The sequence below is a fragment of the Streptomyces ochraceiscleroticus genome, assembly GCF_000720485.1.
Taxonomy (GTDB): domain Bacteria; phylum Actinomycetota; class Actinomycetes; order Streptomycetales; family Streptomycetaceae; genus Streptomyces; species Streptomyces ochraceiscleroticus.
In genome coordinates this window covers 143,520-156,800 of record NZ_JOAX01000020.1, presented here as the reverse complement: position 1 = coordinate 156,800, position 13,281 = coordinate 143,520, and the positions used below count along the sequence as shown (strand labels likewise).

12 protein-coding genes are annotated in these 13,281 nt (G+C 70.1%); 9 read left to right on the top strand and 3 right to left on the bottom strand.

All coding sequences use genetic code 11. The features are described from left to right. Window positions 1-275: 275 nt before the first annotated feature. The 3 genes from IG84_RS0123915 to IG84_RS0123905 all read right to left on the bottom strand — a co-directional run bounded on the left by IG84_RS0123915 (window position 276) and on the right by IG84_RS0123905 (window position 4,159). Window positions 276-1,748: a catalase gene (locus IG84_RS0123915; RefSeq protein ID WP_031060943.1), complete on the bottom strand. Its 1,473-nt coding sequence runs from the start codon at window positions 1,746-1,748 to the stop codon at window positions 276-278. A 205-nt stretch (window positions 1,749-1,953) separates the two neighbouring features. Then, window positions 1,954-3,438 carry a thiamine pyrophosphate-binding protein gene (locus tag IG84_RS41245; RefSeq protein ID WP_169749896.1) on the bottom strand — a complete coding sequence of 495 codons (1,485 nt, stop codon included), beginning with the start codon at window positions 3,436-3,438 and terminating at the stop codon, window positions 1,954-1,956. Continuing rightward, complete coding sequence (locus tag IG84_RS0123905) at window positions 3,389-4,159, bottom strand: TIM barrel protein (protein WP_078649281.1); 771 nt, start codon at window positions 4,157-4,159, stop codon at window positions 3,389-3,391. Before IG84_RS0123905 ends, IG84_RS41245 begins: the two co-directional genes overlap by 50 nt. A 137-nt stretch (window positions 4,160-4,296) precedes the next feature. On the opposite strand from IG84_RS0123905, the gene IG84_RS0123900 reads away from it, so the two are divergent. The 9 genes from IG84_RS0123900 (at window position 4,297) to IG84_RS0123860 (ending at window position 13,237) form a co-directional block, all read left to right on the top strand. Then, window positions 4,297-4,575: a YkoF family thiamine-binding protein gene (locus IG84_RS0123900; RefSeq protein WP_078649279.1), complete on the top strand. Its 279-nt coding sequence runs from the start codon at window positions 4,297-4,299 to the stop codon at window positions 4,573-4,575. After that, window positions 4,572-4,952 carry a helix-turn-helix domain-containing protein gene (locus tag IG84_RS0123895; protein WP_031060930.1) on the top strand — a complete coding sequence of 127 codons (381 nt, stop codon included), beginning with the start codon at window positions 4,572-4,574 and terminating at the stop codon, window positions 4,950-4,952. The genes IG84_RS0123900 and IG84_RS0123895 overlap by 4 nt, the downstream gene beginning before the upstream one ends. 175 nt (window positions 4,953-5,127) lie before the next feature. Continuing rightward, the gene (gene uraD, locus IG84_RS0123890; RefSeq protein ID WP_030252595.1) at window positions 5,128-5,640 is read left to right on the top strand and encodes a 2-oxo-4-hydroxy-4-carboxy-5-ureidoimidazoline decarboxylase; all 513 of its coding nucleotides are present in this window, start codon (window positions 5,128-5,130) and stop codon (window positions 5,638-5,640) included. Continuing rightward, window positions 5,637-6,071 carry a hydroxyisourate hydrolase gene (gene uraH, locus IG84_RS0123885; protein ID WP_031060927.1) on the top strand — a complete coding sequence of 145 codons (435 nt, stop codon included), beginning with the start codon at window positions 5,637-5,639 and terminating at the stop codon, window positions 6,069-6,071. The genes uraD and uraH overlap by 4 nt, the downstream gene beginning before the upstream one ends. Before the next feature lie 7 nt (window positions 6,072-6,078). Next, window positions 6,079-7,011, top strand: coding sequence for a factor-independent urate hydroxylase (pucL, locus tag IG84_RS0123880; RefSeq protein WP_031060924.1), 933 nt, complete (start codon window positions 6,079-6,081; stop codon window positions 7,009-7,011). A gap of 89 nt (window positions 7,012-7,100) precedes the next feature. Beyond that, on the top strand, window positions 7,101-8,504 hold the full coding sequence (locus IG84_RS0123875) for a nucleobase:cation symporter-2 family protein (RefSeq protein ID WP_051862309.1): 1,404 nt from the start codon (window positions 7,101-7,103) through the stop codon (window positions 8,502-8,504). A 43-nt stretch (window positions 8,505-8,547) separates the two neighbouring features. Continuing rightward, complete coding sequence (locus IG84_RS0123870) at window positions 8,548-9,948, top strand: 8-oxoguanine deaminase (protein WP_031060918.1); 1,401 nt, start codon at window positions 8,548-8,550, stop codon at window positions 9,946-9,948. 326 nt (window positions 9,949-10,274) lie between these two features. Beyond that, window positions 10,275-11,705, top strand: a complete 1,431-nt coding sequence (locus tag IG84_RS0123865) for a nucleobase:cation symporter-2 family protein (protein WP_031060914.1) — start codon at window positions 10,275-10,277, stop codon at window positions 11,703-11,705. A 137-nt stretch (window positions 11,706-11,842) separates the two neighbouring features. After that, the gene (locus IG84_RS0123860) at window positions 11,843-13,237 is read left to right on the top strand and encodes a nucleobase:cation symporter-2 family protein (protein WP_051862308.1); all 1,395 of its coding nucleotides are present in this window, start codon (window positions 11,843-11,845) and stop codon (window positions 13,235-13,237) included. The last annotated feature ends 44 nt before the right edge of the window (window positions 13,238-13,281 follow it).

The window sequence follows — 13,281 nt, the reverse complement described above, 5'->3', positions numbered from 1 at the left end:
CTGGAGTGAGGGATGGGGTGAGGGATGGGGTGAGGGATGGGGTGGAGAAGGTGTGCTCCGCGGTGCGGGGGAGAGGAACGCGCCCTTCCCTATGAGACGCGCCCGTACCACCGCACTGGTTTCTCCCGCCGCGCCGCGGAGCCCACCGTCGGCCGGCGGCCGAAGCCGCCGGCCGGTCCGTACCGCCCGGCCACCCCTCAACGGGCCGGACGGTACGGACGCGCAAGGGTGCTGACCTCCCGTCAGTCCTCACGCAGCCTTTCGAGGACCGGAGCTCAGTCCTCGCGCAGCTCGCGGACCTTGGCCTCGACGCGCTTGCCGTAGTCCGGGTCCGCCGCGTGGAAGTGCGCGAGGTTCTTCTCGATGACGTCGTCGCGGGAGACCTGCGAGAGGCCGCCGGCGATGTTCGCCACCAGGCGCTTCTTCTCCTCCTCCGACATCAGCCGGTAGAGCTCGCCGGCCTGGAAGAAGTCGTCGTCCTTCGTGTGCTGCGGGGCCTCGTGGGTGCCGGTGTGGCCGGTGAGGGCGAACGGGGCGGACAGCGCCTCGTTCGTCTGCACCGGGCCGTCGTAGCTGTTCGGCTCGTAGTTCTTCGCCTGCCGGCCCTGGGAGTTGGAGGCCATCAGACCGTCCCGGCCGTAGTTGTTCGCCACGGTCGCCTTGGGGGCGTTGACCGGGAGCTGGGTGTGGTTGACGCCCAGGCGGTAGCGCTGCGCGTCGGCGTAGGCGAAGAGCCGGCCCTGCAGCATCTTGTCGGGGGACGGGCCGATGCCGGGCACGAAGTTGTTCGGCGAGAAGGCGGACTGCTCGACCTCGGCGAAGACGTTGTCCGGGTTGCGGTCCAGGACCATCCGGCCGACGCGCTGCAGCGGGTAGTCCTTGTGCGGCCACACCTTGGTCAGGTCGAACGGGTTGAAGCGGTAGTCCGCCGCCTCGGCCGCCGGCATGATCTGCACGTACAGCGTCCAGGACGGGTACACGCCGCGCTCGATGGACTGCAGCAGGTCCGTCTGGTGCGAGTTGGCGTCCTTGCCGGCCAGCTCGGCGCCCTGGTCGGCGTCCAGGCAGCGGATGCCCTGGTTGGTCTTGAAGTGGTACTTGACGAAGAACTGCTCGCCCTCGGCGTTGGTCCACTGGTAGGTGTGCGAACCGTAGCCGTTCATGTGGCGGTACGAGGCCGGGATGCCCCGGTCGCCCATCAGCCAGGTGACCTGGTGGGTGGCCTCGGGGGCGTGCGCCCAGAAGTCCCAGACGTTGTCCGGCTCCTGCTTGCCCGTGAAGGGGTCGCGCTTCTGCGAGTGGATGAAGTCGGGGAACTTGATCGGGTCCTTGATGAAGAACACCGGGGTGTTGTTGCCGACGAGGTCGTAATTGCCCTCTTCGGTGTAGAACTTGACCGCGAAGCCGCGCGGGTCACGCGCCGCGTCCGGGCCGCCGAGGCTGTCGGCGACGGTCGAGAAGCGGATGAAGAGCTCGGTCCGCTTGCCGACGGTGTTCAGGAAGTCGGCGCGGGTGAAGCCGGTGACGTCGTCGGTCACCTCGAAGTAGCCGTACGCGCCGGAACCGCGGGCGTGCACCACACGCTCCGGGATGCGCTCCCGGTTGAAGCGGGCGAGCTTCTCGATCAGGTGCTGGTCCTGCAGGACGATCGGGCCACCGATGCCGGCGGTGGCGGAGTTCTGGTTGTCGGCGACGGGGGCGCCCGACTCCGTGGTGAGTGTGCGCGCCGTCAGCGAGGGCTTCGTCATGGTGACCTTCCGTACGAAGAGCGCGGAAGCCGACTTCCGCATGTTGGAGCGTATGGAGGGCTCCAACCAAACGTCAACAGTTTGTTGAAAACTTGCTGGTGTCCTTCTACCACCGCACGCAGCGGCCGGAAAAGGGTTCCCGGCGGCGGCACCTGGGCGCGACAGGACAGGTGTCGGCGCCGCCGCCGGAAGTCTGTGTGTGCTGTTATGTATCGGGCCTGGCCAGCACGTCCACCAGGACCGGGCGCCGCGTGGAGACGGCCTCCTTGCGGGCCCACTCCAGCGCGGAGCGCAGCCCGTCGCGGGCCGTGACCCGGCACCCCGAGCAGTCGTACGCCTCGGCCAGACGCACGGCGTCCGGACCGCGCTCGTCCCGGCCGAGCAGTAACTGCACGTACGGCACCGAGCACTCCGCTGCGACCGCCAACTCCTCGGCGAGCGGCGGGAGTCCGGGCCCCGTGCCGATGCCGACCAGTACGGCGTCCGGTGCCGCGGCGGCCAGTGCGGCCCGTGCGCCGAGCGCCGCGGGGACCGCCCAGCCGGATGGCCCGCCGCGGCCGCCGAGCAGCAGCCGCCGTGGCCTGCCGACCGGGAGCAGGGCGCCGCCCCACTCTCCGTACACCTCCTCCGTGAGGACGAAGCAGGCGTCCGTACCGAAGGCCGCGTCGAGCTCCGCGTGGACCCGGCGGACCGGGACCGGGGCGCCGCCCGGGCCGGGCGCAGGGACCGCGGCCCCGGTGGGCCCGGTCCAGGTTCGAGGCCGCGCCGTGCTCTCCCGGGCGGCGTCGTGCAGCGCCTCCAGGAAGAGCCGCGCATCCGCGACGATCCCCAGGCCGGCCGTGCCGTACCCGCCGATCGCCGACGGCTCGGCGTCCACCTGGATCACCGTGGGCACCCCCGCGAGGAGGCCGGCGGCCCGCCCGGTGCCGAGCGCGAGCACGCAGTCCGCCGCACCGAGGGCCTGCTGCCCCGGAGAGCACCCGACGGTACCGGCGTACAGCTCGTCGCCGTCCCCCGCGCAGCCGCGGCCGCCCGGGGTGTCGGCGAACGGCACCCGCAGCCGGCCGGCCAGCGCGCGCAGCGCGGCACCGGCGTCCGCCGCGGTCACCCCGCCGCCCGCCAGCAGCAGCGGTCGGCGCGCGGCCAGCAGCAGCTCCAGCGCGGTCGCGACCTGCGGCGGATGCGGTGCGCCGCTCCGTACGGGCAGTGACGCGTCGACCGCCGGATCGTATGCGATCTCCGTCCCGGCGTCGGCGGGCAGTTCCACCAGCACCGGCCCCGGCCGGCCCTCGCGGGCCGTACGGAACGCCTCGCGCAGCGCCCACGGCAGGCGGGCGGCCGAGGCGGCCGGTAAGACCTGCTTGGCCACCGCCCGTACCGGCTCCGCGGGTCCCGCGGTGAGGCAGATCAGGGGCACGCCGTCGGTGCGTGCGGCGTGCAGTCCGGGGACCAGCCCCGGCCCCGACGCCGCGCCCGCGACGACCACCCCGGTGCGCCCGCTCGCGCGGGCCCAGCCGTCGGCCATGTGGGCTGCGGACTGTGCGTGGCGTGCGGTGCGGAGAGCGGTGCCGGCGGCCGCGAGCGCCGCGTACAGCGGGCCGCCGGGCGTGTCCGGGCAGCCGAAGGCGGCGTCGCCGCTCTCATCCCGGACGATCCGGGCGGCCGCCGCTGCGGCGGTCATCCTCGGCATCGGTCGCTCCCCCCGGCCCGTCCGTCGTGCCGGGCGCGCCGCGTCCGGGGTTGTCGGCGATCTGCACGTGCCCGGTCTTGTCCGCATAGGCGTCGATGACCTCGTTGAGGTCCTCGCCGTTCATGGCCAGGTGGTACAGGTCCATCAGGAACTTGGCGTTGCCGAGCCCGGTGGCCGCGTTGACCTTGTCGACGATCTCGATGGCCTTGGGCGCGGAGACGATCGGGCAGAGCGGCGACTCGGGCTTGTTCAGCGCCTCGATCAGCAGCGTCGCGCCGATGGAGTCGGCGGCCCGGGCGGCGTAGGTGAGGTTGGCGAGGGCCACCTCGTCCTGGAGGACCGGGTCGACGCCCTCGATGCGGTTGCCGTAGAGGGCGTTCAGCGCCGTGCAGCCCATCGTGCGGGCGAACTCCACCGCGACCGGTACGTTGGCGCGGAACTTCTCGGACTCCTCGCCGGGCAGGGAGAGGGCGCCGCGGTCGGGGCCCGGGAGCTGACCGGCGTAGAAGTTCAGGCCGACAAGCCGGGTGCCGGCGTCGTTCAGCGCGTCCCGCAGGGCGTCCAGCTCGGCCTGCTCGGGCACCGGCGCGTCGACCCACGGCCACCACAGCTCGACCGCGGTGAAGCCGGCGGCGGCCGCGGCGGCGGGGCGCTCCAGCAGCGGGAGCTCGGTGAAGAGGATCGACAGGTTGACGTCGAAGCGCGTGTCGGTGAAGCCCATGCGGGGTAAGCGCCTTCCGTATTGCGAAACTTTCTTTCTGCGTATTGGAAGAGTGCCCGCGGGGAAGGAGAGCTGTCAAGGGGGCCCGCACGACCGATTCTGGTGGCCGGCCCGGCGTCGGCAGTAGGTTGACGGGTGTGCGATTGAGAGTGGAGTTCACGACGGAACCGTTCGACCTGGACGAGGCGCCGGACCACGCGGTGGTGGCCCGTGAGGTCGTCACGGGCGCCGAGCTGGACGCGGTCGACGTCGGCCCGTTCGGCAACACCGCCGAGGGGGACGCGGAGCGGGTGCTCACCGCGGTGGACGCGCTGCTGCGGGAGTCCCTGGCGGCCGGCGCCACCCGCGTCTCGCTCCAGGTCAACGTGGTACGCGACGGCCGGGACGGCCAGGACGGCAAGGAGGCCGAGCGGTGACCGAGGCTGCCGACCACCCGTTCGTCCAGGCGGTGAAGCCGCTGGTGGATGCGATGGGCGGGGAGATGGTCGCGCCGGAGCTGGCGCAGGGGGACGACGTCGTGCTGACCTGGGAGGGCGAGGACCGGGTGGCCGTACGGCTGCCGCACCTCTCCGACTCCCTGGATCACCTGCTGACGGACCTGGAGCGCCGGCACGGCCGCCCGCTCGCCGAGCTGGACCGCAAGACCAAACAGTCGGTCGTGCGCATCCTGGAGACCCGCGGCGCCTTCTCCGTACGGCACGGCGTGGAGACCGTCGCGAGCGCGCTCGGCGTCTCGCGCTTTACGGTGTACAACTATCTCAACAGGGAGAACGGGGCGAAGGCCGAGCGCTGACCGGCTCCCGTCACTTACCTCGCGGCAAACCGTCACAAGCCGTCGTTCCGGGTTTCCGGAACGGCGGCTTTCGTGTTGCCGAGTTTTCAACAAAGTGTTGACGTGGTGTTGTCGGGAGACTTAGCTATGCCCAGCCCGTCCAACGCACAGCACGACGCAGCCACGGAGGCTTCCCGTGTCTTCGAGTACGACTCCGGGGCTCACCCGGTTCAATGCCGCCGATGTCAGCGAGGCCCAGGCCGCGCTGCACGAGGTGTGTGCCAGCGAGGCGTGGGGGAGCAAGATCCTCGCGCAGCGCCCGTACGCCGACACCGAGGCCCTCTTCGCCGCCAGTGACGCCGCCATGGCCGAGCTGACGGCGGACGACCTGGCCGAGGCGATGGCGGGGCACCCGCCCATCGGCCGCCCCAAGCCGGGCGACCCCACCTCCTCCCGCGAGCAGCGCGGGATGGCGGGGGCCTCCGACGAGCTCAAGGCCGAGATGCTCGAACTGAACCTGGCCTACCAGGAGCGCTTCGGGCACGTCTTCCTCATCTGCGCCACCGGCCTGACCGCCGAGCAGATGAGGGACGCGGTCCGTAACCGGATCGACAACGCGCCGGAACACGAACGAGAGATCGTGCGTGGGGAGCTCGTCAAGATCAACCGCATCCGCCTGACCCGCCTCGCAGAAGGAGACGCAGCATGAGCAGCGACACGGCTGCCGATCAGACGTCGGTGTCCACGCACATCCTGGACACCAGCGTCGGCCGCCCCGCAGAGGGCGTGGCCCTCACGCTCTCGGTGCGCTCCGGCAGCGACGGTGCATGGACCGCGCACGGCGCGTCCAAGACGGACGCGGACGGGCGCTGCAAGGACCTGCCGGCCCTGCCGGCGGGCACCACGCACGTACGTCTCGACTTCGAGACCGAGGCGTACTTCGTTGCAGGCCAGCACAGCCTTGCAGGCCAGCACAGTTCGATCAAGCAAGCCGAGGAACAGCAGGACGCCCCCGCGCTACGGGACAGCGGAGCCTTCTTCCCGGAGGTGGCAATCACCTTTGCCGTCAAGCCGGGCGAGCACTACCACGTACCGCTGCTGCTCAACCCGTTCGGCTACTCCGTATACCGAGGGAGCTAGCACCGACATGCCCACGATTCTCGGCCAGAACCAGTACGGCAAGGCGGAAAACCGGGTCGTAAAGATCACCCGGGACGGCGACACGCACCACATCAAGGACCTCAACGTCTCCGTCGCCCTCTCCGGCGACCTGGAGGAGGTCCACCTCTCCGGCTCCAACGCCAACTGCCTGCCGACGGACACGACGAAGAACACCTGCTTCGCGTTCGCCAAGGAATACGGCATCGAGTCCGCCGAGCAGTACGGCATCCACCTCGCCCGGCACTTCGTCGACAGCCAGCCGTCCATCCACCGGGCGCGCATCCGCATCGAGGAGTACGCCTGGGAGCGCATCGCCGGCTCCGACGCCAACTCCAAGTTCATCGGCGCCGACGAGGTCAAGCACTCCTTCGTCCGCAAGGGCCAGGAGACCCGCCTCGCGCAGATCACGTACGACGGCGAGAAGTTCGAGATCCTCTCGGGCCTCAAGGACCTGACCGTGATGAACTCCACGAACTCCGAGTTCTGGGGCTACATCAAGGACAAGTACACGACGCTGCAGGAGGACTACGACCGTATCCTCGCCACCTCGCTCTCCACCTGGTGGCGGCACAACTGGACGTCCGACGAACAGCGGATGCCGAGCTGGGAGCGGTCCTACGACCAGGTCAAGAAGCACATCCTCAACGCCTTCGTCGAGACCTACTCCCTCTCGCTCCAGCAGACCCTGTACCAAATGGGTTCGCGGGTCATCAACAACCGCAGTGAGATAGACGAGATCCGCTTCTCGGCGCCGAACAAGCACCACTTCCGCCAGGACCTCTCCCCCTTCGGCCTCGACAACGAGGCCAAGGACGGGGCCGTCTACTACGCGGCGGACCGCCCGTACGGGCTCATCGAAGCCACCATCCTGCGCGACGGTGTCGACGCACGCATCCCGGTGGACATGACCAACCTCTGACGGCTCTCCCACGCCGCGAAGTGCCTCGTTTCCCCCTCCCGTTATCCCGCACGGCGGGAGGGGGCCGCGAATCCTGAGGGGAACGACCCATGGCACAGCAATCGCACGTTGAGCACCACCCCGTAACCGACGTCCACCCGGTGGACGAGAAGCTGGGGCCCAAGCGGCTCGTCCCCGCCGCCCTCCAGCACATCGCCGCCATGTACGCCGGCGTGGTCACCCCTCCGCTCATCATCGGCCAGGCCGCCCACCTGGACTCGGCCGGGCAGACCCGGCTGATCGCCGCGAGCCTCCTCATCGCCGGGCTCGCCACCCTTCTGCAGACCCTGGGGATACGGAAGTTCGCCGGAAACCGGCTGCCGTTCGTGAACGCCGCCTCCTCGGCCGGCATCACGCCCATGCTCGCCATCGCCGAGACCACCGCCAAAGGGCACCAACTGCCCGCGATCTACGGCGCGGTCATGGTCGCCGGCGTCTTCTGCCTCGCCGTCGGCCCCTTCTTCGGCAAGCTGCTGAAATTCTTCCCGCCGCTGGTCACCGGCGTCGTGATCACCCTCATCGGGGTCACGCTGATGCCCGTACCGGTCGGCTGGGCGCAGGGCGGTGACGCCAAGGCGTCCGACTACGGCGACATGAAGTACCTGGCACTGGCCGGCTTCACGCTCGTGGTCATCCTGCTCATCCAGCGGTTCACCCGGGGCTTCATCAAGCAGATCGCGCTCCTCCTCGGCCTGGTCATCGGCACCCTCGCCGCGATCCCCTTCGGCCTGGCGGACTTCTCCTCGATCCGCGAGGCGCCCATCGCCGCGCTGCCCACGCCCTTCGCCTTCGGCCCGCCGGAGTTCCAGCCCGCCGCGATCCTCTCGCTGTGCATCGTCATGCTCGTCCTGATGACCGAGTCCTCGGCGGGCATGCTGGCACTCGGCGAGATCTGCGACCGCGAGTGCACCGGGAAGACCATCACCCGCGGGCTTCGTACGGACGGCATCGCGACGCTCATCGGACCGATCTTCGGCGGCTTTCCGACCAGCGCCTTCGCGCAGAACGTCGGCGTCGTCTCGCTCACGAAGGTACGCAGCCGCTACGTCGTCGCCGTCGCGGGCGGTGCCCTCATCGTGCTCGGCGCCTTCCCCGTGCTCGGCGCGGTCGTCTCGCTGGTCCCGATGCCCGTGCTCGGCGGCGCCGGCATCGTCCTCTTCGGCTCCATCGCCGTCAGCGGCATCCGCACGCTCTCCGAAGCGGGCCTGGACGACAGCTCCAACATCATCCTCGTGGCCGTCTCGCTCGGCGCCGGGATCATCCCGCTCGCCGCGCCGACCTTCTACGCGGACTTCCCGGCCTGGGCACAGACCGTCCTGGGCTCCGGTATCAGCGCCGGAGCGCTCGTCGCGGTCCTGCTCAACCTGTTCTTCCATCATCTCGGCACCCGGAGCACCCCACGGGGAGCAGTACTGTCAGCTGCCTCGCCCGGCTCCGGCACTCAAATCCCGTAGGGCCATGCCGTGCCCAAAACCGCCAGAGAACGAAGGAACCGCCATGGCAGCATCGGCATCCCCTGACAGCGCGGTCGCGCGCGTCATCATCGAGAACTGCGCGATCGCGACCGTCGACGCCGACGACACCGAGTACGCCTCGGGACATGTCGTCGTCGCCGGCAACCGGATCGAGTCGGTGGGCGCGGGACCCGCGCCCGAGGGCCTGGACGGTGTCGTCCGCCGTATCGACGGCACCGGCCACCTGCTCACCCCCGGCCTGGTCAACACGCACCACCACTTCTACCAGTGGATCACCCGCGGCCTCGCGACCGACCACAACCTCTTCAACTGGCTGGTCGCGCTCTACCCCACCTGGGCCCGCATCGACGAGCCGATGGCGGCGGCGGCCGCGCAGGGCTCGCTGGCGATGATGGCCCGCGGCGGCGTCACCACCGCGATGGACCACCACTACGTCTACCCGCGCGGCGCCGGCGACCTCTCGGGCGCCATCATCAAGGCCGCGTCCGACATGGGCGTACGCTTCACGCTCGCCCGCGGCTCGATGGACCGCGGGGAGTCGGACGGCGGGCTGCCGCCGGACTTCGCGGTGGAGTCCCTGGAGGGCGCGCTCGCGGCCACCGAGGAGACCATCGACCGGCACCACGACGCCTCCTTCGACGCGATGACGCAGATCGCCGTCGCCCCCTGCTCGCCGTTCTCGGTCACCACCGACCTCCTCAAGCAGGGCGCCGAGCTGGCCCGCCGCAAGGGAGTACGCCTCCACACCCACGGCAGCGAGACCGTGGAGGAGGAGAAGTTCTGCCACGAGCTGTTCGGCATGGGCCCGACCGACTACTTCGAGTCCACCGGCTGGCTCGGTGAGGACGTGTGGATGGCGCACTGCGTCCACATGAACGACTCGGACATCGCGGCCTTCGCCCGTACCCGTACGGGCGTCGCCCACTGCCCGTCCTCCAACGCGCGCCTCGCGGCGGGCATCGCCCGGGTACCGGACATGCTCGCGGCCGGCGTCCCGGTCGGCCTCGGCGTGGACGGCACCGCCTCGAACGAGTCCGGCGAACTGCACACCGAACTGCGCAACGCGCTCCTCATCAACCGCCTCGGCCCGCACCGCGAGGCCGCCCTGAACGCCCGTCAGGCGCTGCGCCTGGGCACCTACGGCGGCGCGCGGGTGCTCGGCCGGGCCGGCCAGATCGGCTCGGTGGAGGCCGGCAAGCTCGCCGACCTGGTGCTGTGGAAGCTGGACGGCCTCGGCCACTCCACCATCGCCGACCCGGTCACCGCGCTGGTCTTCGGCGCGGCGGCGCCGGTGACCCTCTCGCTGGTCAACGGCGCACCGGTGGTCGAAGACAACCGCCTGGTCACCGTCGACGAGGACGCCATCGCGCGCACCGCGCGCGCCGAGTCGCAGCGGCTCGCCCGCATCGCCGCCGGGGGCTGACCCTCGGCGGTACGCACCATCCGTACGGCACAGCCCGTACGGCACACCTGAAGACTCGGCCGGGGGGGACGGCCCCCGGCTGAGCTTGTGGATCCGAGCGGGGTCCACAAGCGCCGGACCCCGGGGACGCGGGCACGAACCCGTGTCCCCGGGGCCGGTCCCTCACCCGCTCTCCCCGCGTCACCACGCACCACCCCTCCACGCGCGCCATAAGCGCACAGCAGCACCCGCAACCGCACTCGCACCCGCACGGCATCACATGGCAGTCCCTCCGTGACAGGCTCGTGCCACCGGCCCGGTGGCACAGAAATCGAAGGAGGCCCGCAGTGGCCGCAACACCCGGGCAGCAAGTGGAGGGGGACCGGAAGCATCCGGTCGACGAGACCCTTCCGCCTTTCAGAATGTTCACCAGCGGCCTGCAGCACGTGGCCGCCATGTACGCGGGCGTGGTGGCCCCGCCGATGATCGTCGGGCCGGCCTGCGGGCTGAGCGCGACCGAGACGGCGTTCCTGATGGGCGCCAGCCTCTTCACCGCCGGTATCGCCACCCTGCTGCAGACCCTCGGCTTCTGGAAGATCGGCGCCAAGCTGCCGTTCGTCAACGGCGTCTCGTTCGCGGGCGTCACCCCGATGGTCGCCATCGGCAAGGCGCAGAGCCCCGAGAACGCGCTGCCGATCATTTTCGGCGCGGTGATCGTCGCCGGCGTCCTCGGCTTCTTCCTCGCGCCGTACTTCTCCAAGCTGGTCCGCTTCTTCCCGCCGGTCGTCACCGGCACCGTGATCACCCTGATCGGTGTCTCGCTCCTGCCTGTGGCCTTCAACTGGTCGCAGGGCGGCAACGCGGCCGCGCCGGACTACGGGTCGCTGACCAACATCGGTATGGCAGCGCTGACATTCGTCATCGTGCTGGTCCTGCGGCGCACCCTGCGCGGCTTCCTCCAGCAGATATCGATCCTGCTCGGCCTGATCGCCGGCACGCTCATCGCGATACCCGTCGGCATCACCGACTTCAGCGTGATCACCAAGGCCGATGTGGTCGGCTTCCCGACGCCCTTCCACTTCGGCGCCCCGCAGTTCGACATCGCCGCGATCATTTCGATGTGCATCGTGATGCTGGTCTGCATGACCGAGTCGACCGCCGACATGCTGGCGCTCGGCAAGATCGTCGGCCGGCCCGCTGACGAGCGCACCATCGAGGGCGGCCTGCGCGCCGACACCCTCGGCACGGCCGTCAGCCCGCTCTTCAACGGCTTCGCGTGCAGCGCGTTCGCGCAGAACATCGGCCTGGTCGCCATGACCAAGGTACGCAGCCGTTTCGTCGTGGCTGCCGGCGGTCTGATCCTGATCGTCCTGGGCCTCTGTCCGATCGCCGCGTCCGTCATCTCCCTCGTGCCGCTGCCGGTCCTGGGCGGCGCGGGCATCGTGCTCTTCGGCTCGGTCGCCGCCAGCGGCATCCAGACCCTGTCGACCGCGGCCCTGGAGAAGGGCGAGAACGCGCTGATCGTCGCGGCGGCCGTCGGCATCGGCCTGATACCGATCGCGGCGCCCGACTTCTACCACAATTTCCCCAAGGACCTGCTGGTCGTCCTGGACTCCGGCATCTCCACCGGCTGTCTGATCGCCATCGTCCTCAACCTGCTCTTCAACCACCTTCGCGCAGGTTGTGAAGGTGAACAGCAGGGGACAGAGGGGCAACTGGAAGAAGGAATTCCGCCGCAGAGGTCGGCAGAAGGGTCTTCCGCTGCCGGGGTGCACTGACGTAACGTCGTGCCGCCCAGCGCATGACGGAAGTTACTTTCCAGTCTTGAGGCCGGTCCTGCCGTGGCCGCTCCGTACCGTACGGAGCCCAGGGCGGGGCCGGCCGCATCCCGTACGAGACGGAAGAAGCGCCACCCATGAGTTCTGCCCGCGTCCCGTCCGACGCCTCCGCACCACCCGCGGCCGGCCCCGCCGCCGTTCACCCCGTCGACGAGGTGCTGCCCGCGGGCCGCATGCTCGTCGCGAGCCTGCAGCACGTCGCCTCGATGTACGCCGGTGCCGTCTCCGTACCGCTCGTTGTCGCGGTCGCGGCGAAGATGTCCGCCGCCGACACCGCCGTCCTGATGGGCGGCAGCCTCCTGATGGCCGGCATCGCGACGCTCCTGCAGACCCTCGGCATCGGCAACTTCATCGGCTCCCGGCTGCCGTTCGTCAACGGCGTCTCCTTCGCGGGCGTCGGCGTCATGCTGACGATCCTCACCACTCAGGGCGGCGTAAAGGCGGGCATGCCCGTCGTCTTCGGAGCGATCATCGTCTCCAGCCTCTTCGGCTTCCTGGTGAGCTCCTACTTCTCCCGCCTGGTGCGCTTCTTCCCGCCGGTCGTCACCGGCTCGGTCATCCTCCTCATCGGCGTCTCACTGATCCCCGTCGCGTACGACTGGATCGTGGACGGCTCGTCGAGCGGCACCCCGCACCCCGAGAACATCGCCCTGGCCGCCGCCACGATCCTGGTGATGCTGCTCCTGCAGCGCTTCACCCGCGGCTTCCTGAAGCAGATCAGCATGCTCTTCGCGATGGTCTTCGGCACGCTGCTGGCGATCCCGATGGGCCTCGCCGACTTCTCCAAGCTCGACGACGCGGCGCTGGTGGGCATCCCGTCCCCGCTGCACTTCGGCGCCCCGCAGTTCTCCCTCCCCGCGATCATCTCCATGTGCGTCGTGATGCTGGTGATCCTCACCGAGTCCACCGCCGACATGATCGCCCTGGGCAAGATCGTGGACAAGGACGTCGACGAGAAGACCATCGCCCGCGGCCTGCGCGCCGACAGCCTCGGCTCCGCGCTCAGCCCGCTTTTCAACGCCTTCCACGCCAGCGCGTTCGCGCAGAACATCGGCCTGGTCGTGATCTCCAACGTCCGCAGCCGCTTCGTCGTCGCGCTCAGCGGCGGCCTGCTCGTCCTGATCGGCCTCAGCCCGGCCGCGGCCGCCCTGATCTCGGTCGTCCCCATGCCCGTACTGGCCGCCGTCAGCCTCTTCCTCTTCGGCTCCATCGCCGTCAGCGGCATCCAGACCCTGCTCCAGGCCGACCTGCACCGCGGTGACAACGCCCTCATCGTCGTCGTCACCCTCGGCGCCGGCCTCGCCCCGGCTCTCTCGGACGGCTTCTACGACGCCTTCCCCTCCTGGGCGCAGATCGTCCTCGGCTCCGGCATCTCCACCGGCTGCCTCCTGGCCGTCACCCTGAACCTGGTCTTCAACCACCTCGGCAAGCGGGCCCGCACGACGGCGGAGGAGCCGGCGGCGGTGCACTGACCGGCGCGTCGGCCGGTACCCGGTCACCGGCGGGCAGGGGCGCG